This window comes from Veillonella parvula, assembly GCF_042850485.1.
Taxonomy (GTDB): domain Bacteria; phylum Bacillota; class Negativicutes; order Veillonellales; family Veillonellaceae; genus Veillonella; species Veillonella parvula_Q.
Map to the genome: position 1 here is coordinate 1,144,753 of NZ_AP031417.1, position 21,415 is coordinate 1,166,167.

Sequence of the window (21,415 nt, forward strand, 5' to 3'; positions counted from 1 at the left end):
TGGTAACTCTCCTAATCTTTAAAACCCATTACTGAACGAACAGTCTTTAATACTTCAAGGAATGCGTCTAAATCTTCCTTGCGAGTGTATAAGTACATACTTAAACGAGTAGATGCAGATACATTGTAGAACGCACCTAATGGTTGTGCACAATGGTGACCGGAACGAACGCAGATTCCCTTAGAATCCAAAATCGTAGCTACGTCATGAGGATGTACATCATCTACAGTGAACGCAATAACGCCATGTTTTTCCTTAGGATTTTGAGAACCAATAACATGGACATGTGGCAATTCAACAATCTTAGGAAGAATATAAGCTACTAACTCCTCTTCATAGGCTTCTATAGCATCCATTCCAAAGGATTCCAAATAATCAATAGCTGCATGCAAGGAAACAGCACCATCAGCATTTGGAGTACCTGCCTCAAACTTATATGGAAGCTCATTGAATGTAGCAGTTTGTTCTTTTACATACTCAATCATATCGCCACCCAATAGGAATGGAGGCATAGTTTCTAATAAATCACGTTTACCGTATAGTACACCAATCCCTTGAGATGCACACATTTTATGGCCAGAGAATACGAAGAAATCGCAATCCAATGCTTGTACGTCAATTTTTTTATGAGGTGTAGATTGAGCACCGTCTAGAACAACAATAGCACCTACAGAGTGAGCCTTCTCAGTTAATTCTTTTACTGGGAATTCCATACCAAGCACGTTACTAACATGAGCGAAAGCAACAATTTTAGTCTTTTCATCAATTTTATTGATTTCACCATCTTTTAAGTGCCCATGTTCATCAAGATACATGTATTCTAAGGTTGCCCCCGTCTGTTCTGCCACATATTGCCATGTTACAAGATTCGCATGATGTTCAGCAACAGTAATGACAATCTTGTCACCTTTTTTCACATTATGAAGGCCATAGCTGTGGGCAATCAAGTTCATTGACTCCGTACTATTACGTGTAAATATAACCTCTTCGCGTTCGCGAGCATTGATAAATTCAACTACGCGATCCCGTGCATTTTCATAGTCTTCAGATGCTTCAATGGCTAAAATATGAGAACCACGATGTGGGTTACCATTACGTTGTGTCATATGTTCCACAACACGGTCAATTACGGACTGTGGAATTTGAGCAGTAGCACCGCTATCTAAATAGATAACACGATGCCCATTATGCTCTTTATGTAATATAGGAAAGTCTTTGTATGCTTCTGCAATTGGTCTCATAAAAACGCCTCTTTAAATTTTATTACGTACAGCTGCTAACGCTGCTTCTTCAATCGTTTCATCACCAATGCGATCAATAATAGGTCGAATCATAGATTCAACAATGATATGTTTTGCCTCTACCTCACTAAAGCCACGGCTCATGATATAGAACAATTTATTATGATCAATTTGGCCTGCACTTGCTGCATGATTACCAACTACATTATCTTCTTTACACAATAAAAGTGGTAAAGAAACAGATTTTACAGTTGGATCTAACAATAAGCAAGTATCTTCTTCCGCACCTTCAGAAGCTGTTGCTCCATTAAGGAAATCAAGGGTCCCTCTGAAGGATTTTTTAGAATTGCCACTAAGAGCACCTAAGGTATGAATATCACTAAATGATTTTTTACCACCATGACTCATAACCATAGAAATATCAAATTTTTGCTCTTTATTACCAAGATAAGCAATGTCATGAACCATACGGGATTCTTGACCTACTAAATCATGATAGTAATTCAATATGTTTTCACTGCCACCAATTTCAATATTGATGTATTCTACATCTGCTTTTTCTTCTAATTTAGTGTATCGATGCTCGATATGTTGTACATGTTCAGGCAAAAGATTTACCTTTTTTACTACAACCTTACCAGCTTCTTTCACATCGTATTCGTTTAAATAGCTAACATTTGTCAATGCATCGCCAGAACCAGTTACATAGAATTGTACTTCTAGCTCAGCACCTTCACCAACGATAAATTGGAAACGGTTTGCCACACGAGCATTAGCATCAATGCGGATGCCTACAACTTCTTTCGCCTTAGGAGGCACATTGATAGCATAGCCTTCCGCTTTTTCAACTAATACATGAACAGCTTCTTTATTAGCACCTTCATAATTACCATCTAGTAATGCTGTACCAACAGGTAATGGTGAAAGTATATCTTTATTAGCTTCCACAGCGATGGATTGTACCGCTGTATCTTCTCCAGCTAGAGAGCTTACAGTATGATTAACGCGCAACCATCTGAATGTCGGTCTAGGGAGTTCATTAAATAGTAATTCGCTCATAATTCCTCCTTAACCGATAGAACCTTCTAATTCAAGATTGATTAGATTGTTCATTTCTACTGCATATTCAAGTGGCAATTCTTTAGAGATTGGCTCTACGAAACCACGAACTAGCATCGCACGAGCTTCTTCTTCGCTAATACCACGAGTCATAAGATAGAAAATTGCTTCGTCGGAAATACGACCGATTTTAGCTTCATGACCTAAATCCACGTTGTCATTTTCTACGATAATAGCCGGAATTGTATCAGATTGAGACTCAGCATCAAGCATCAAAGATTCACAAGAAACTGTTGCTTTGGAATGTTCAGCTTTAGGGCCAATCTTCAAAAGACCACGATAAATTGCAGCGCCACCGGATTTAGAAATGGATTTAGAGTTTACATTACTTGTTGTATATGGTGCATTATGTACCACTTTACAACCTGTATCGAGGAATTGTCCTTCACCAGCGAATGTTACACCTGTAAATTCAGCATGTGCACCTTCACCGTTGAGAATACTCATTGGGTACAAACAAGAAACTTTGGAACCAAAGGAACCAGATACCCACTCAATTGTACCATTTTTACCTACAACACAACGTTTTGTGTTAAGGTTGTACATGTTTTTAGACCAGTTTTCAATTGTAGAATAACGCAATGTAGCATTATCTTTAACGAACAGTTCAACAGCGCCTGCATGAAGGTTAGACACATCATACTTAGGAGCAGAACAACCTTCGATAAAGTGCAATTTAGCGCCTTCTTCTACGATAATCATCGTATGTTCGAACTGACCAGCACCTGGTGCATTCAAACGGAAGTAAGATTGCAATGGAATCTCTACTTGTACACCTGCAGGAACGTATACGAAGGAACCACCAGACCAAACGGCACCGTGAAGAGCAGCCCATTTATGGTCTGTAGGTGGAATTAATGTCATCCAGTATTTTTTTACGATTTCTTCATGTTCATGTAATGCTGTTTCGATATCAGTATAGATAACACCTTGCTTAACAAGATCTTCTTGAATACTGTGGTAAACAACTTCAGAATCATATTGAGCACCAACACCAGCTAGAGATGTTTTTTCCGCTTCTGGAATACCTAAGCGGTCAAAAGTACTTTTAATTTCTTCTGGAACTTCATCCCAGTTTTCTTTCATATCTACTTTAGGCTTAACATATGTATGAATATTTGCCATATCTAAGCCCGAGATATCAGGAATCCAATTCGGAATGCCCATGCGATTATAGATTTCCAAAGACTTTAAGCGGAAATCGAGCATCCATTCTGGTTCATTTTTATTAGACCAAATCTCACGGATAATATCTTCTGTTAAACCGGCATCAGAGATATAAGAATATTCAAATTCGTTCTTTATATCATAGACGCCACGGTCCATATCCGCGACTTGGGTTTTCTTTCTTTCTTCCATTATGCCTCCTATGCTAATGCTTTGTATGCGTCATAACCTTTTTCTTCGATTTCACGTACAAGAGAAGCATCACCAGTTTTAACAATCTTGCCATTGATCAACACATGAACATAGTCTGGTTTTAGTTTTTGCAAGATTTGGTTATGATGAGTAATGATTAATACAGCATTTTCTTCGTTATGGAAACGTTGTACACCTTCAGATACGATACGAACCGCATCTACGTCAAGACCAGAATCAGTTTCATCAAGAATAGCCAATTTAGGATTCAAAATGGACATTTGAAGAATTTCATTCTTCTTGCGTTCACCACCAGAGAAGCCTTCATTTACATAACGTTGCGCATAAGATAAATCAAAGGACAATTCATCCATTTTTTCTTTCAATTCTTTTTTGAAAGATAATGCACGTACATTTTCACCAGTAATTGTGGATTTAGCTGTACGAATGAAGTTTTCTACAGTAATACCAGGAATAGAAATTGGATTTTGGAAGGACATAAAAATACCCGCTTTTGCACGATCGTTTACTGCATCTTCCGTAATATCCTTACCATCAAAAATGATAGAACCACTATCTACTGTATATGTAGAATTACCCATGATTGCATTAGCAAGTGTAGATTTACCAGCACCATTTGTCCCCATCACAACATGAATTTCACCTTTATTAATTGTTAAATCAATACCTTTCAAGATTTGTTTCTCTTCAACAGATACCTTTAAATCTTTTATCTGAAGTAATTCAGCCAAAATGTTCACTCCTTTTATTTGTATGTAACCATAAGAAACATACACTCATTATATATAAAACGTATATACTGACACATATAAAAAGGCGGTACGCACTAACGTGAATACCGCCGTAATTCTCGCCAACTTAGCAAGTATGTGCATAACAATCTACACTCATTATACATTCTTATCTAAATGATAGCAAGATATTCCTACTAAAATATACAGGAATTAAAAGAATATCAAGTATTACATATATTGATAGGTTTTTATTAATATTAATTCTCATCCTATTCGATTCTCAATATTAAATTATAGATTTGAAAAATCAAGAGTTCCAAATAAATCATCATATGTTTCAGCACGACGAATTTGTGTAACAGAGCCATCTTTATGTAGCAATAACTCTGCAGAACGTAATTTACCATTATAATTGAAACCCATAGAATGTCCATGTGCACCAGCATCGTGAATGATGACACGATCTCCAATATCAATTTTTGGCAGCTCTCGTTGAATAGCAAATTTATCATTATTTTCACATAAGGAGCCTGTTACATCATATACATGATCCTTGGGAGCATTTTCTTTCCCCATTACGGTAATATGATGATAAGAGCCATACAACGCCGGACGCATAAGATTTGCCATACAAGCATCTAAACCGATGTAATGACGATAAATATCTTTTTTATGAATAGCAGTAGAAACAAGGTAACCAAATGGACCTGTTACCATACGCCCACATTCATAAGCCAATGCTACATCATTAAGTCCATTAGCTACTAAAATCCGATTATACGCTTCTTCTACACCCTTGCTTAATACGCGGAAGTCTACTGGTGTTTGTTCTGGTTTATAAGCTACACCTACACCTCCACCTAAATCAATAAATTCAATAGTGATACCAAGTTCTTTTTTAATATCTACAGCAAGATTAAAGCAAAGCTCTGCTGTACCAACTAAACCGTCAATATCAAGTTCGTTAGAAACAACCATTGTATGAATACCAAAGTGTTTTACACCTTTAGCTTGTAATTGTTTATACGCTTCAAATATTTGTTCGCGTGTCATACCATATTTAGCTTCTTCAGGAAGACCAATAATTGTATTGCCCCCTTCCTTTAAAGAACCCGGATTATAACGCACGCAGAATGTATCTGGCAAAGAGCCATGATTTTTTTCTAAATATTCGATATGTGTAATATCATCAAGATTGATGATTGCACCCATTTCAAGTGCCTTTTTATACTCCACATACGGTGTGTCATTAGATGTGAACATAATATCATGGCCCGTAATACCCACTTTTTCACATAAAAGTAGTTCCGCTAAGGAAGAACAGTCTGCGCCAACCCCAAGCTTTTGTAACAAACGCATGATATACGGATTTGGAGTTGCTTTAACTGCAAAATATTGCTTAAATCCCTTATTCCAAGAGAATGCATTAATGAAAGATTTCATATTCTCAATAATTCCTTCTTCATCATAAATATGGAATGGAGTTGGATACTGAGCAATAATATTTTCTAATTGTTCTGACGTGAATGGAACTGTTTTTTTGTTCATGATAACCTTTCTACATAAATAAAAGACTCATCAGCCGATGAGTCTTTTATTCTAATTTCCTAATTATTTAAATAAAGCTTTATCTAAACTAAAGCGACCAGCACCAGCAAAGAATAACATAAGTGCACCAAAGCCTAATTGAGATGGGTAGTCCCAGCTAAAGAAACTACCATTCAAACTCACAATAGTCGCAGTTGCTAAAGTACCTACAACTAGAATAGCACCAATACGTGTAAATAATCCTACTGCAATGAGAATACCACCAATCATTTCTGCAAGTGCTGCCATAGTGCCTAGCATCTCATAACCACCGGATACGCCTAAAGGTGCTAACATAGTCCCTACTTTGTAGAGCCCTTCAGCTCCGCTAAGCCATTTTAAATAACCATGATAAAACATGGAAATGCCCAATGCAAGGCGATAAATCAATAAGCCAAAGTTTACATAATTAGGTTTACTTTTAAAAATAAAGTTCAACATAGTGATCCTTCTTTCAATTCAAATATAATAAATCGAATAAATTCGATACACTAATTATACTATTAGAGAATAACTATGTCAATAAGACTCACTATTAAATTCTATAGAATTATATCATACATTGTATACAAAATCAATTTTATCGATGTAATCAACATAATATAGTCAGCTTAAATACAATCATAGTTTTTTTGAAATTTGAAATTTAAAATATTACACCCTTACAATAGATTAATTTATCAGTAAAAAATAATCCTAATGAATATGAAAAATGTAATTCACAATTCATTAGGATTATTATGTTTCTTATAAAATTAATTCTAAGCAGCTGATTACATCATACCGCCCATACCACCCATTGGAGGCATTGCAGGAACTGCTGCATTTTCATCTACCTTATCAGCTACGATTGTTTCAGTAGTTAATACAAGAGATGCGATAGATGCGGCATTTTGAAGGGCAGAACGAGTAACTTTTGCAGGGTCAACAATACCAGCTTTAACCATATCGATGTATTCTTCAGTCAAGGCATTGAAACCTACACCAGCTTCAGTATTTTTAACTTTTTCTACTACTACAGAACCTTCGAGACCAGCGTTGTATGCAATTTGACGAAGTGGTTCTTCTACAGCGCGTTTTACAAGATTAATACCAGTTTGAACGTCACCAGTAGCTTCCAATGTATTCAATGCAGGGATGATATCGATGAATGTAGTACCACCACCAGCTACAATACCTTCTTCAACAGCTGCACGAGTTGCATTCAATGCATCTTCAATGCGAAGTTTCTTATCTTTCATTTCAACTTCCGTAGCAGCACCTACTTCGATAACTGCAACACCACCGGACAATTTAGCTAGACGTTCTTGTAATTTTTCACGGTCGAAATCAGAAGATGTTTCTTCAACTTGTGCACGGATTTGGTTAACGCGTTTAGCAATTACATCTTTATCACCTGCGCCATCGATGATTGTAGTTTCATCTTTAGTGATGCGAACTTGACGAGCTGTACCAAGATCTTCAAGCTCTACAGAATCAAGCTTACGACCCATATCTTCAGTAATAACAGTACCGCCTGTTAAGATAGCGATATCTTCAAGCATAGCTTTACGACGATCACCAAAGCCAGGAGCTTTAACGGCTACAGCTTTGAATGTACCACGCAAACGGTTTACTACTAATGTAGCCAATGCTTCCCCTTCTACATCTTCAGCGATAATAAGAAGTTCTTTGCCTACTTTTACTACTTTTTCAAGTGTTGGCAACATGTCTGCGATGGCACTGATTTTACGATCAGTGATCAAGATATATGGGTTATCCATAACGGCTTCCATACGATCAGGGTCAGTTACCATATAAGGGGAAATGTAACCACGATCAAATTGCATACCTTCTACTACATTTAATGCAGTTTGCAAACCTTTGGATTCTTCAACAGTAATAACACCGTCATTACCAACCTTTTCCATAGCTTCAGCAATTAAACCACCGATTTCTTCATCAGCAGCGGATACGCTTGCAACTTGAGCAATTTCAGCTTTACCAGAAACTTTGATAGAGCGTTTTTTAATTTCTTCAACCAAAGTTTTTACTGCTGTTTCAATGCCTTTTTTCAAAATCATTGGGTTTGCACCGGCTGCTACATTGCGCATACCTTCTTGAATCATAGCTTGCGCCAATACTGTTGCGGTAGTAGTACCATCACCTGCTACGTCGTTAGTTTTAGTAGCAACTTCTTTTACTAATTGAGCCCCCATGTTTTCAAATGGATCTGGAAGTTCAATATCGCGAGCAATGGTTACACCATCATTTGTAATTGTTGGGGAACCAAATTTTTTATCCAACACAACATTACGACCTTTTGGACCTAATGTAACTTTTACAGCATTTGCTAATTGATCGACGCCACGGCCTAAAGCGCGACGAGCTTCTTCATTAAACAAGATTTCTTTTGCCATATGTATTACCTCCTAAATAGTAACACTATCCAATGTAACGAAATATATGTGCCCTTAAGCAATATAAAATGTATCATCAGTTTTTATAGTCATACAGACTATAAATCAGCGATTATAATACTGCTAAAATATCGCGTTCGCTAATAATCAAATGAGTAGCGCCATCGATTTCTAATTCGCTACCAGCATATTTTGCAAACATAACAGTGTCGCCAACTTTAACTTCTGGAGCTACACGTTGACCATTGTCATATACTTTACCAGCACCTACAGCTACAACTACACCTTCTTGAGGCTTTTCTTTAGCTGTATCAGGAAGGAAGATACCACTTTTAGTTTTTTCTTCTTTTGCTTCTAGACGGATAAGAACGCGGTCAGCTAATGGTTTTAACATATAATGTCACTCCTTTTTACTAGTTAATCTCCATAATTTATTAGCACTCTAACTCATTGAGTGCTAATCACAAGTATTATTATAACCTAAGTTAAAATAATTGCAAGTACTAATTTTGATTTTTTGACTTTTTAGATATTATTTGACTTATTAGACTGTTTAATGATGAGATTACATGTTTCTATAATAGATATTTGTTTATTCATACTTAAAGTGCGGATCCGATTATACGCTTCCACTTCAGATATAGAATATAGTTCCATTAATATACCAGTTCCCTTTTGAATGATTTTACGATCTTCTAATGACTGTTCTAGCTCAGCCATCTTTTCGCGCAACTGAGCATCACTTTTATAGCGGCCTAAAGCCATCTCTAGGGTAGGAACTAACTGTTCCTCCCGTACTGGTTTAATTAAATAGCCATATACACCAGAATCTCGAGCCTTATCGATTAAATCTTGCTGGCTATAACTTGTTAATAATACTACAGGTGCTTCATGGTGAAAGCCAATTTGACGTGCCGCCTCAATACCATCTAATTCTGGCATCTTAACATCCATCAATATAATATCTGGCTTATATTTTTTACAAAGTGCTAAAGCTTCAACACCATTTGTACCTTCTGCAACGACTTCATGACAACAAGACTCAATAATATCTCGTAAATCCATACGTATTAGGGATTCATCATCCACGATTAAAACGCGCATTTATGCCTCCTTTTTCATATATATCGTCACCAATACACCTGTTCCAGTATTTTCTATTGATAAACTTCCTTTTAATTCATGAGTAACTAAATTATTAATAATTGTTAAACCTAACCGTTTATTAGAAGAAACAGAGAAATCACTAGGCAATCCTTTTCCATCATCTGTAAAAGATAGTTTAATTGTGCTACCTACATCAGTAACTGCTAGATGAACATTTCCACGATTCCCATCTAACCCATGTTCTAAGCTGTTCGTAATTAATTCATTAATAATAAGAGATACATAACTTGCCATATGAGAAGAAATTAGCATATCTTCGCCACTGTAAGTAAAAGTAACCTCTTGGTCTTGTCGCACCATACTTATACGCAACAAACGACATAATTCATCGTAAATTGATCGTATACCAATATAATCCTCATCGTAATGAGACACTATATCGTGAACTAGAGCCATGCTCTCGATGCGATTAATCCCCTCTTGGAGTGCTTGCTTTACATCTGGCAAGCTAGAGCGTCTCGCCTCCATACGCAATAACCCTGCTACAGTTTGTAAGTTATTTTTTACACGGTGATGAACCTCTTTGATAATGGAATTTTTAACCAATAATTCTTGTTGCTGTTTACTTTCACGAGTACAATCATGAAGAACTAAAAAGCACCTTGTTTCATTGCGCCCCATAGCAATAGGAATCATGTGCTGACGAATTACCATATCTTGATAGATTTCTTCATTTGTACGTATACTTCTATCTAATAATACTTGCTGTATAGCGGACATCTTTAAGGTACTGCTAAAAATTGATGAACCTACCAAGCGACGATCAAAGCCTAATACATCTACTAACTTCATAGCTGCATCGTTAGCATACAGTATTTTATAAGTGTCGTCGAAAATAATTAAACCATCAAAATAGGACATGGGTTCGTAAGACAATATTTGTTCATCAGTAGCTGTCAGCATAAGACGTTGCATCGTATCAGACAAAACGTATTCTTGCTCATATTGTTCTGCCTTAATAGATGGTGATAATGTAAAAGATATACCCCCAATAATACGACCTCCGTTGTCTACGATAGGAAAGACATATTGACGCTGTTTGTCATCTAACCCGATAAGTGGTTGACCATCTTTCATCATAGCATACCACGTATGACTGCCTTTTAATTGACGTGTAGTAATCCCTTGATCACTGCGTTCTATACATAGCATATCTGCACATTGTTGTGATCTCTCACCTTGTCCTGTCTCTAGTAGGGGTGTAAAAATCTGTATCCTTTGACGAGTTAAAGACTCGCCAAAGGATATGAGTTTACTAATATGCTCAAGTAATGAGGTTTGTAATGGTCCTAATGGTGTTCTATTTAAAATATCTTGACCAATATCCACGATTAATCCTCTTTCCAAGATACGTATCCAATTTCAACACTGGGCTTTGCATTCAATGTTAAATCGCCAAATTTTCCGGCCTGCGCCATATAATAAGCTCGACATCCAATCATGGCTGCATTGTCAGTAGACAATATTTTATGTGGTTTGTAATAAGTAAAGCCTTCTTCTACACACATAGCTTCTAAAGCCTCTTGTAATCCTTTATTAGCTGATACACCGCCAGCAATAGTAATACGACTTTCACCTAAAGTATGTGCAGCATCTTTCGTCTTTTCTACTAAAACATCTACGATGGCCTTTTGAAACGATGCGGCCACATCAGCTTGATTGATAGGCTCATTCTTTTGTTGCTTACTATTTAAATAGTTTAAAACTGCGGATTTCAAACCACTAAAGCTAAATTCAAAATTACCTGGTTCACTTAAAGCCTTTGGAAATTCAATAGCCTCTGAATTCCCTTCAGCGGCAAGGGCATCGATATGAGGGCCCCCTGGATAAGGGAATCCCATAACCCGTGCAATCTTATCAAAAGCCTCGCCAGCTGCGTCATCTCGTGTTTGACCAAGAACATCAAAATCTTCATATCCTTTTACATGTACTAACATAGTGTGACCACCAGATACAACAAGACTTAAAAACGGAGGCTCCAGTTCTGGATTAGCTAAAAAGTTAGCAAAAATATGACCTTCCATATGGTGCACTGGCACCAAGGGAATCCCTGTAGCAAAGGATAACCCTTTTGCAGCAGCTACACCAACTAATAAAGCCCCTACAAGACCTGGCCCATACGTAACACCAATATGATTGATATCTTGTAGAGTCACATTCGCATCACGTAATGCTTGATCTATAACAGGTATAACTTGTTCTATATGATGACGTGATGCAATTTCAGGTACAACGCCACCAAATTTTCTATGTATTGGTACTTGGCTTGAAATAACATTAGACAAAACGGTGCGCCCGTCCTTAAGGACAGAAGCAGAAGTTTCATCACAGCTACTTTCCAAGGCTAATGTGTATATACTCATTTTATTTCCTCTGAAACGAGAGACATAATATAAGCATCTTCCGTAGGCTCTGAATAATAATCTTTACGAATTCCTTTTACAGAAAATCCTAAATTTCTATACATAGCCAATGCTGCTAAATTAGATATGCGCACCTCTAAGAAAATTTCTTTCATACCTCTCGTAAGACATTCATCTATTAATTGCTTGGTAAGTTTTGATCCATATCCCTTACCTCGTGCGGAAGGAATAATAGCGATATTCGTGATTTGACCTTCATCGTATACAAGCCAAGCACCTGCATATCCAACAATTTTGTTCTCCTCACAAATTACCATATATAATTTATTTGATGCCCCTTCTAACTCAACGAGAACAGATTCTAAACTCCAAGGAACAGAAAAAGACTGTTGTTCAATAGCATAGATAGCTTGAGCATCATCTATTGTAGCCAAACGAATCTCCATTATTCGACTCCCGCTGCCTCAGTAACTATAACTGCAGGATTTTGGTTCAACATTTCAGGATTATCCTTATGGCGTTCTTCCCATAACACTTCTGCTTCTGACCGTCGAATATAATAAGGAACCATATCCATAGGGTCAGAACTCTCTTCAGAGACTACGAATCTACGGCCAGCCAGTAATAAAGAACTAGCTTTTGGAATACGTTTCGATATATCTAAAATCGTTAAATTTGTATCACTTTCATCTAGTAGCTTCTCTATTCGCTTAACGCCATCCCCAAGGAATACAACATGCTCTTCAGATGCTCGGAGTCGATCTAATAAATCATTAGCAGCAATAACAAAAGGTTCTTCTTTGCAGACTAGTTCATTACCATCATATTTGTAGATACCTGCATAAACATGTTTTTTCTGAGCATCGATAATAGTACAAATCGTGCGGTCTGTATAAGCTACATTACGAGCTAAACTATCCATGGTCATTACACCATATAAAGGAATTTGTAAGGCATAAGCCATAGCTTTGGCTGTCCCCATACCAATCCGTAGCCCTGTAAAAGAACCAGGCCCAATACTAACCATAATACCTTTTAATTCACTTTTTTTAACTTGAGAGGCTCGTAATAACATATCAATATGAGGTACCAACTGCTCAGAATGAGTCAATCCAGCTTGAATGGTCAATTCCCCAATTAGGCAACTTTCATCCATTAAAGCCACACTCGACACAAGTGAGCTCGTCTCAATTCCCAACCACATATGGGCCTCCTATTTCTACTAAATCATCCGCTGTAAGGTAATCACTAACTAATGTAATGGATCGGCTTGTATCATCAATGCTCGTTAAATAAATCCATAGTGTTTCATCAGGAAATTCATGAGGAAATTTATCAGCCCATTCTACAATGGATACGCAATCTTCTGTATACTCATAAAAGCCAATATTTTCCAGTTCACTAATATCTTCCAAGCGATATACGTCAAAATGATATAAATGAGTTCGATTCACATCATAGGTATTCATGATGGCAAAGGTAGGACTCGTAATTTCTTCAGTAACTCCAAATCCCTTTGCAATTCCTTGCGACAAATGTGTTTTTCCTGTCCCCAAGTCACCAACTAGTGCTATACAAAGAGGGTCCCCATTCTGTTTAACCCATGCACCTAATAATTTACCAAATTGTTGTGTATCTTCTACTGTATAAGTCTTTAAATGAACCTGTACCTTATCCTTCATGAAAATGATTATATCCTTTCGCTTCTACAGTCTTAATCCTTTTATCAGGTGTTACCATTTGAACCCGTGGTGGGCCAGATAAAACTTCTCCAATCAACGTAATGCCTGATAGCTTTTCCAATTCCGAAAGTAGCGATTTTGGCGCCGTAAAGACTAACTGAAAGTCTTCTCCACCATACAAAGCATAATCTACTGGATTAGTTTGTAAATACTTAGCTAATTCGTAAGTCTCCTCGTGTAGAGGGATTGCTTGTTCTTCAAATACAATGGAAACATTACTAGCTACAGCGATTTCATTCAATTCACTTCCTAGTCCATCGCTAATATCATTCATACTATGGATACCAAGTCGTCGCAATTTTTGCCCCAATTCAATCTGTGGTTCGGGACGTTGATGCCCCACTTTGGTCATATCATAGCCTACTAAATTATATGATAACGCTCCTAAGCCTGTGGCTGCATAACCTACATAGTTTGTAACACCTACAACATCTCCTACTTTCGCACCACTTCGCATAACCGCAGTGCCTTTAGGAACCTCTCCGATAATTGTTACAGTCCAAACCATGGGCCCTTCTGTACGTACAGTATCTCCACCCAATATATTGAGTTGATATCGCATACATTGATCTTTAATTCCCCTATAAATTTCATCAAGAATGACTGTATCAACATGGTCTGGTACGGCTACAGATAATACAATTTGTCTAGGAATGCCACCCATAGCCGCAACATCACTTAAATTAGCCGTCATAAGGCGATACCCAACATCATAGGGCATCATATAGTGAAAGCTAAAATGAACACCTTCCACCATTGTGTCAGTGCTTATCAATTGCTCTGTATTTTGTTCTGCTTTATAAATAGCACAATCATCACCAATACCATACACTACAGTATTAGGGTTATATATTGTGTTATCTTGTATTTGGCGAATAAAATTAAATTCCCCTACATCTTTTAATTGCATCTGATCACCTAGTTTCCGTTTATTACTTATTGTATTGTAACATATATAAAAGACAACAAAAATAGCAGATAGTTGATATAACAACTATCTGCTATAAATGTCTTTAAAAGAATTATTTTTTAATTAGATTCGTCATTCTCTTAACAGGTTCTTTAGTATCAAAGGAACCTACAGTTGGCACCTTTTTACCATTATTGACAAATAGAACACCATTAATATTATCAAAGGATGTCAATGTATTTACAATAGCAGCCATTTGTAATTTAACAGTTAAGTCTCCGCCATTACCCTTTACGAATGCATCATTTACTTCAACAGAAGCAATACCATCTTTTACAGTAACAGATGTAATTTCAATATCCTTAGAGAAGACTGGGTATTTTTGTGCTCTATCGGCATTTAACATTGCTAAAAGAGCTGCTTTAGGCGTAACTTTATTCGCCTCTATCTCAACGGTAGTTTGTTTTACCCCAGAACCATCCTCTGTAGGAACAAAGAAGGCCATCTTAACCTTTTCTTGAGATACTTTACTTGTTTCTGCATCCTTATTGACTTTCGTCTCTTGCGTAGGTTCACTTTTACCTGTTGTAGGAGCTTGTTCATGTGTACAACCCACTACAAATGCCAGCATACCTACACAGAGAATCGATAGAACTTGTTTACGTAATTTCATCGATTAACCTCCAAAGTAATTAGCAATACCATTTGCAATGCGGTTAGCAAAGTCTTCTTGAGTTTGAGGAGATTGTAGCACACGTTCCTCATTAGGGTTAGAAATAAAACCAAGCTCTACAAGAATTGCAGGCATATTAGAATGTCTCAACACGTATAAGTTACCTTCTTGAATGCCACGATCACCATTGAAACCAGGTGTGTTAGCAATTTGAGATTGTACCTTTTGTGCTAATCGAGCATCGTTACCGGTTTTGCTATAGTAATATGTTGCAATACCACCAACGCTAGGATTATTAAATGCGTTGATATGAACGCTTACAAGAGCATCAGAATTACTACGGTTAGCCACGTTAACACGAGCCCCCAATTCATCAACACCGCTTGCATTAGGGCCATATACATCTACATCGGTAGTACGAGTCATAAGCACTTTAGCACCACGATTTTCTAGAGATTTTTTCAAATATATGGAAATCGGTAGTGTAATGTTTTTCTCTTGTACACCGTGAGGTCCAATAGCACCAGAATCACTACCACCATGTCCTGGGTCAATAGTAATTGTTTTGCCAGATAAACCACCGCTAGTAGAGTATTTACCAGATCCTGTAGGTACATTTTTTGCTGGATGCGCAGATTGAGATGGCTTTTTACCATAGTAAGCAGGCTTAGCTACAGCACCTTTTTTCTGAACATCAACAACGATACGATACGGTTTCTTATTAACCGTATCTTTTTTCAAGGAAAAAACCTTTACATCACTAGTATCAATAGATGAAGGTGTCTTGATTGTTACTTTAACGTCTCTGCCATCTTGTGAAAGTTTAGCAGAGCTAGCAATAGCTGAGTCCATAGAAATGTTCTCTTTAGCCGTCTTTAGCTTTGTATTCTTTAAAGTAACAGTCGTAGTTTTCCCATCTTTGCTAATTGATGCAGATGCCTTTATAGGTGCCGATAAGTCCATAACAATACGAACATATGGTACAGGTGCATCTGTTCTAGTCACCCATCGAGCATCTTCCAAATTAGCTGCCTTTGCTTGAGTCAATAATAAAGGTATCGCCATCAAGACTGCAAGGCACATTAAAAATAGTTTACGCAATACATTCACTCCAATCTAACTGACATACATAGTGTCCAAACCATAGAGATGAGTCGATGATATTTTTATCTATCAAAATCTCATCGTTCCAATCTATCCATAAACTAATGTTAGATTATAAATAGATTATTTCATACAAACATGAAGATTAGTATGCCGATTACACATATTACTATATAAAGACCTTATACAGAATACACAAAAACAGTTTCATAAAAATAATTTTTTGTATAAGTAATCAAAACTAACGTTCAGTTGTAATTTGCCATTCATTCCCATCCGTACTAATATGAATACGTCCCATCGTATCTGTACGGTAAATAGCAATATTATTTTCCTGCAAGCGACGTAATGTCACATCGTGAGGATGACCATACTTATTATACATGCCATTTGAAATTAATGCACTTTCAGGCTTAATAGATTTCAAAAAATCTTCAGAGCTACTTGTACGTGAACCGTGATGACCTACCTTAAGAATACGAGCAAACAATCTGGAATTCTGCTCTTTTATAAGTTTTTTCTCTTCTTGCCATTCAGCATCACCCGTGAAGAGCATAGAAAATTTACCAAAGATTAATTTACCTACAATAGAATTATTATTAAGATCTGTCTCTCCTTTTTTATCAGTTAAAGGTTCAACCCAAGGAGCATATACTACAAAGACAGCACCATGTCCAAAATCAACTACATCTCCACTTCTCAAAGTAATTCGTTGAATTTTATTTTTCTCAATCCACTTTTCATAAGTTTTGTACATATTATTATCAACGGCAATACCATCATCATATACATGTTCAATAGGCATAGCCTTTGCAATAGCATAGAAACCACCCATATGATCAGCATGAGGATGCGTGATAATAATATTTTTTAACTTTGTTACACCCATAGTTTTAAGTTGAGCTACAATATTTTCACGATGCTCTATGTCACCAGTATCGATCATGCTATACTCATCACCTACCTTAAGTAATATAGCATCCCCCTGACCAATATCTAGCATATATACATCTAGCTTACCTTCAGGGGTAGTCGTTTTAGTATCGATTGAGTAAGTCCCATTAGCGTTAGTAGTTACTTGATTTGCTGCGTTTGCTACATCATTATTTGTGCAGCCTGCAATGGCGAAGATAGGAATACATAATATTAACAAGAAAGCTATAAAGCGTTGTATTCTATTTGTCATTCATAATCTCCCAATAATTCACTAACCACGAAGCCTAAAGAAGCACTGACATCACTCGGAGTATAACCCCAACTCTTTGTTTCATTCAGAATATCTGCACTACGACTATGTACATATACACCGAGAACAGCACTATCTTGTAGTGAATAACCCTGACTTATAAAACCAGCAATTACACCAGTCAGTACATCTCCCATACCGCCAGTACCCATGCCCGCATTACCGATAGTATTTACATACACCGTTCCATCAGGTAATGCCACAATTGAAGGAATTCCTTTTAGTACAAGAATAACTTGATGAGCCTTAGCAAATTCTCTAGCCAACGTGATATAATGACGCTCAATCCATTTAATAGATAAATCAATAAGTCTACTAAATTCACCTAAATGCGGTGTCATGACACAATATGGAAGTTCTCTTTCCACTGTATATGCAGACTCAATATCACCATCTCGCAAAGCATCTTTATTAACACAACCAACATGTCCCAATGCATACAAAGCATCAGCATCTAGTACTAATGCTCCTTCGTAAGCTTCTAAGATATGATCCACTAAATCACAGATTTCACGGGTGCGACCTAAACCAGGTCCCATAGCAACAACTTGGCGACAATCAAAAAGTTCTTTATTAGGCTCTGTGGAAGTAACCATCACCTCAGGTATGACACGGCTTTGTACAATCTGTTTAATTATTTTGGGTACAGCTAATGTTACTTTACCAGCACCACTATGAACTGCCGCTTCAGCAGCCAAAATAGGGGCTCCTATCATATCATTTGAACCACCAATAATTAAAGTGTTTCCATTGACACCTTTATGCGCCATTGGGGTACGATAGTTGATAATTTTTTCGGCTAAATCAGAATCAATGGTTATAGTTCTAACACGTTCACCCAGTACCTGCTGCCAAGGAGCACCCAATGGAGCAACCACAGCGGTTCCTCCTATAGCCTTTCCGGGATATAATAACAAACCTTGTTTGATAGCTCCAAAAGTAACAGTATAATCATAGGTCAGTGTGCCTTCTGCTACATGACCAGTAGTAGCATCCAAACCTGCAGGTACATCAATAGCCCACAAATCAAAATTATACTGACTACGCATAGTATCAATATCATTCAATATATCGATGGTCACCTCTCTTAACCTTCCAGTAAAGCCCGTTCCCATGATGCCTTCCACAGCGATGGCTACGTTGGACCAATCATTGAATTCATCATACATATCGATGATACATCCCATAGCTTTGCAGCGCTCAATTTGCACTGCAAAAAGATCACTACATTTGTTTGTATTTCCCACTAGTACAATTTGTACTGGTACGCCTTGCTCCATAAAATGGCGAGCCGCTACAAGGCCATCTGCCCCATTATTACCCGTACCACATATAAATAAAACAAAACTATTTATGGAACGGCCATTATTCAGGGAAAATAAATCGTACTCTCCCCATAAGGCATCTACGATACCACGTCCAGCATTTTCCATGAGGATTTCTAAAGAAATTCCTAATTGCTTAGGAACCTCTCGATCTATAAATCGAGCATCTTCTGTAGTTAAAATATTCATCTTATGCTCCTTCAAGTATAACTGTACTTATTGCATAATCCTTGCAATGACTAATCGATACATGAATATCAGTATAACCTGATGTTTCGTAAATATCTTTGAAAGTATCTTGTAAACGAATTAAGGGTGCGCCCCATTCATCATGATAAATCTCTATATCTTGCCATGATCCATGCCTCATCCCTGTACCTAAAGCTTTAATAAAAGCCTCTTTTGCAGCATATATACCTGCAAAGGATTCGTAGCATCCTTTATTCCGACTTTTACAATATTCAATCTCATGAATCGTATAAACGCGCACTTTAAATGAACTTGATTTCTCTATAGCTTGACGTATACGGTCAATCTCTATAATATCATTCCCTAATTTCATAATAGCTCCTAAAATACTCTAATACTATTATTATACACTCATAAAGGGGATTAAAACATAAGTAGTATCTAGACATTTACCGAAAATGGTAGGCTAGACAAACTATAAATTTCAACTTTACCTTTGCGATTGACCGCCATATACATTTGACCATTTCGACAATCCATGTCTTCTACTTCCATTCCAGAAGCATAAGGGCTAATATTTTTAACAACTCCCTCTTCATCGACGTATACAAAGGTTGTCAACGTTGTAAATAAAGTATTTCCATTAGTTGCGTAAGCACCGTTATTATTTAAGTTTGTATGGTTAGCATCAATTTTATAAGAACGAATACGATTAAAATTGGAGTCGTAATAATTAATTGTCCGTTCAGAGTTTGTTAAAGGCACAATTGATACATATTCATTGCGTACTTTATCATATGCAAAATTAAAAACTTTCTCTTTTAGTTTAATCGGTGCTTCAACAATCATGCTATCCGCTTCAATAGGAGTAAGGTTATATCCATTTACAACAGCATTTGTTGTATAGTAACGATTATTGACAGAATTATAAGTTAAGGTATTCATATGACCTAATAAACTTTTATAACTATACTCATATTTTGCAACAACAGTAAAAGTTTTTGGATTAATTTCATAAATAATTTGCTTCGTATTATCTGAATTAATACAAGCTAAAGCAAAAACGTCTTTTTTAGAATTATAACAAAATCCTTGGCACTGATTTACAGATCCATCTAATGGTATTTCTGCCAAGCGAGATAATGGCAATGGCATCTGTACAGAGCTAACCTGTTGAGTAAGTTTAGGAATATCAAAGATATTTGTAATATAATCAATTACACCTTGATCCATACTGTCACCTCATGAAATTAATAATGTATATTATAGTATATAAATTCATAAATATAAAAATAGGCGGTAAGACAAAAGTCTTACCGCCTAATGTTGGTGCCGGAGGTGGGACTTGAACCCACACGGTGTTACCCGCTTGATTTTGAGTCAAGTGCGTCTGCCATTCCGCCACTCCGGCGTATCGGAACATTTGTTATTATACAGACATCCCTAAGCAATGTCAACATATTTTTTATATTTCATCTAAAATATTTTGAACCCTTTTCATATCCGTATCACATTGTTGTTTCCATGTGAGTGCGACACCTGTAATATAGCCTTTACGGGCAAATTCTACATCTGTAGGAACACTTTCAGCACCATAGTCTAGCTCACCAGCTAACCAATAATAATCCTGTCCTCTTGAATTAATGCGAGCTTCGATAATATTACTGTAGGTTTGTAAGCCTTGGCTCACCATTTTAAAATGGTCCCAATCACATGTACCACGTAATGGGAAGTTCACATTTAGTAAACCGCTAAACTGGCCCGCCACATAAATTTTCTCAATCAATTCATGTATAAATGGATGCATCTCGTCTCCCCGTTCAACAGAATATCTCTCAACAGATAATGCTAAACCGGGAATACCGTAAAACCCACTTTCCATAGCTGCCGAAACAGTGCCGGAATACAATACATCAGAGCCTAAATTAAATCCATGATTAATTCCAGAAATTACAAGATCTGGCATATCATCAGTCAATAAATAACTGAGACCGAACTTCATGCAATCGGACGGCGTTCCCGTTAGAGCATAAAGGCGAGGATTTTCATCCTCGCCATTGCAAGCATCTAATTTCAATGGAACCTCGGTTGTCAATGCATGGGATTTAGCACTTTGCTCATTAGCAGGTGCTACAACGGTAATTCTATAATATTGACTTAAATACGATGCAAGATGACGTAAACCATCTGCTAAAATGCCATCGTCATTACACATTAAAATATGCATAGTCACTCC

The 21,415-nt window shown here is 36.9% G+C and carries 22 protein-coding genes and 1 tRNA gene; all 23 read right to left on the bottom strand.

Annotation, left to right across the window (positions count from 1 at the left end):
- Positions 1-11: 11 nt before the first annotated feature.
- On the bottom strand, positions 12-1,241 hold the full coding sequence (locus ACGHIY_RS05095) for a SufS family cysteine desulfurase (protein WP_004696029.1): 1,230 nt from the start codon (positions 1,239-1,241) through the stop codon (positions 12-14).
- Positions 1,242-1,253: 12 nt separating this feature from the next.
- On the bottom strand, positions 1,254-2,300 hold the full coding sequence (locus ACGHIY_RS05100; protein WP_004696032.1) for a SufD family Fe-S cluster assembly protein: 1,047 nt from the start codon (positions 2,298-2,300) through the stop codon (positions 1,254-1,256).
- A gap of 9 nt (positions 2,301-2,309) precedes the next feature.
- Positions 2,310-3,719, bottom strand: a complete 1,410-nt coding sequence (gene sufB / locus ACGHIY_RS05105; protein ID WP_004696034.1) for a Fe-S cluster assembly protein SufB — start codon at positions 3,717-3,719, stop codon at positions 2,310-2,312.
- 8 nt (positions 3,720-3,727) lie between these two features.
- Positions 3,728-4,471 carry a Fe-S cluster assembly ATPase SufC gene (sufC, locus tag ACGHIY_RS05110; RefSeq protein ID WP_004696035.1) on the bottom strand — a complete coding sequence of 248 codons (744 nt, stop codon included), beginning with the start codon at positions 4,469-4,471 and terminating at the stop codon, positions 3,728-3,730.
- Between the two features lie 294 nt (positions 4,472-4,765).
- Positions 4,766-6,022 (bottom strand): diaminopimelate decarboxylase, encoded by a 1,257-nt coding sequence (locus ACGHIY_RS05115; protein ID WP_004696038.1) that lies wholly within the window; start codon positions 6,020-6,022, stop codon positions 4,766-4,768.
- A gap of 63 nt (positions 6,023-6,085) precedes the next feature.
- Positions 6,086-6,502 carry a DoxX family protein gene (locus ACGHIY_RS05120; RefSeq protein ID WP_004696040.1) on the bottom strand — a complete coding sequence of 139 codons (417 nt, stop codon included), beginning with the start codon at positions 6,500-6,502 and terminating at the stop codon, positions 6,086-6,088.
- Positions 6,503-6,834: 332 nt separating this feature from the next.
- Positions 6,835-8,460, bottom strand: coding sequence for a chaperonin GroEL (groL, locus tag ACGHIY_RS05125; RefSeq protein WP_004696042.1), 1,626 nt, complete (start codon positions 8,458-8,460; stop codon positions 6,835-6,837).
- A 112-nt stretch (positions 8,461-8,572) separates the two neighbouring features.
- A complete protein-coding gene (gene groES, locus ACGHIY_RS05130; RefSeq protein WP_004696047.1) occupies positions 8,573-8,854 on the bottom strand; it encodes a co-chaperone GroES in 282 nt (93 codons plus the stop codon).
- A gap of 131 nt (positions 8,855-8,985) precedes the next feature.
- On the bottom strand, positions 8,986-9,564 hold the full coding sequence (locus ACGHIY_RS05135; RefSeq protein ID WP_390525322.1) for an ANTAR domain-containing response regulator: 579 nt from the start codon (positions 9,562-9,564) through the stop codon (positions 8,986-8,988).
- Positions 9,565-10,956 (bottom strand): sensor histidine kinase, encoded by a 1,392-nt coding sequence (locus tag ACGHIY_RS05140; RefSeq protein ID WP_390525323.1) that lies wholly within the window; start codon positions 10,954-10,956, stop codon positions 9,565-9,567.
- 2 nt (positions 10,957-10,958) lie between these two features.
- A complete protein-coding gene (gene tsaD, locus ACGHIY_RS05145) occupies positions 10,959-11,990 on the bottom strand; it encodes a tRNA (adenosine(37)-N6)-threonylcarbamoyltransferase complex transferase subunit TsaD (RefSeq protein ID WP_390525324.1) in 1,032 nt (343 codons plus the stop codon).
- Positions 11,987-12,436 (bottom strand): ribosomal protein S18-alanine N-acetyltransferase, encoded by a 450-nt coding sequence (gene rimI / locus ACGHIY_RS05150; RefSeq protein ID WP_390525325.1) that lies wholly within the window; start codon positions 12,434-12,436, stop codon positions 11,987-11,989. The genes tsaD and rimI overlap by 4 nt, the downstream gene beginning before the upstream one ends.
- Positions 12,436-13,194 (bottom strand): tRNA (adenosine(37)-N6)-threonylcarbamoyltransferase complex dimerization subunit type 1 TsaB, encoded by a 759-nt coding sequence (tsaB, locus tag ACGHIY_RS05155; RefSeq protein WP_390525326.1) that lies wholly within the window; start codon positions 13,192-13,194, stop codon positions 12,436-12,438. Before tsaB ends, rimI begins: the two co-directional genes overlap by 1 nt.
- Positions 13,178-13,672: a tRNA (adenosine(37)-N6)-threonylcarbamoyltransferase complex ATPase subunit type 1 TsaE gene (gene tsaE / locus ACGHIY_RS05160; RefSeq protein WP_390525327.1), complete on the bottom strand. Its 495-nt coding sequence runs from the start codon at positions 13,670-13,672 to the stop codon at positions 13,178-13,180. Before tsaE ends, tsaB begins: the two co-directional genes overlap by 17 nt.
- Positions 13,662-14,642 (bottom strand): thiamine-phosphate kinase, encoded by a 981-nt coding sequence (gene thiL, locus ACGHIY_RS05165; RefSeq protein WP_390525328.1) that lies wholly within the window; start codon positions 14,640-14,642, stop codon positions 13,662-13,664. The genes tsaE and thiL overlap by 11 nt, the downstream gene beginning before the upstream one ends.
- A gap of 112 nt (positions 14,643-14,754) precedes the next feature.
- Entirely contained in the window at positions 14,755-15,315 is a 561-nt protein-coding gene (locus ACGHIY_RS05170) for a GerMN domain-containing protein (RefSeq protein ID WP_004696063.1), read from the bottom strand.
- A gap of 3 nt (positions 15,316-15,318) precedes the next feature.
- Complete coding sequence (locus ACGHIY_RS05175; RefSeq protein WP_390525329.1) at positions 15,319-16,416, bottom strand: N-acetylmuramoyl-L-alanine amidase; 1,098 nt, start codon at positions 16,414-16,416, stop codon at positions 15,319-15,321.
- A gap of 244 nt (positions 16,417-16,660) precedes the next feature.
- Positions 16,661-17,605, bottom strand: a complete 945-nt coding sequence (locus tag ACGHIY_RS05180; protein ID WP_390525330.1) for a ComEC/Rec2 family competence protein — start codon at positions 17,603-17,605, stop codon at positions 16,661-16,663.
- Positions 17,602-19,179, bottom strand: coding sequence for an NAD(P)H-hydrate dehydratase (locus ACGHIY_RS05185; protein WP_215675576.1), 1,578 nt, complete (start codon positions 19,177-19,179; stop codon positions 17,602-17,604). Before ACGHIY_RS05185 ends, ACGHIY_RS05180 begins: the two co-directional genes overlap by 4 nt.
- A gap of 1 nt (position 19,180) precedes the next feature.
- The gene (gene acpS, locus ACGHIY_RS05190; protein ID WP_215675575.1) at positions 19,181-19,552 is read right to left on the bottom strand and encodes a holo-ACP synthase; all 372 of its coding nucleotides are present in this window, start codon (positions 19,550-19,552) and stop codon (positions 19,181-19,183) included.
- 68 nt (positions 19,553-19,620) lie between these two features.
- Positions 19,621-20,412, bottom strand: a complete 792-nt coding sequence (locus tag ACGHIY_RS05195; RefSeq protein ID WP_008714069.1) for a hypothetical protein — start codon at positions 20,410-20,412, stop codon at positions 19,621-19,623.
- Between the two features lie 94 nt (positions 20,413-20,506).
- Positions 20,507-20,590, bottom strand: a tRNA-Leu gene (locus ACGHIY_RS05200).
- Between the two features lie 54 nt (positions 20,591-20,644).
- Positions 20,645-21,406: a 5'/3'-nucleotidase SurE gene (surE, locus tag ACGHIY_RS05205; RefSeq protein WP_004697320.1), complete on the bottom strand. Its 762-nt coding sequence runs from the start codon at positions 21,404-21,406 to the stop codon at positions 20,645-20,647.
- Positions 21,407-21,415: the final 9 nt, after the last annotated feature.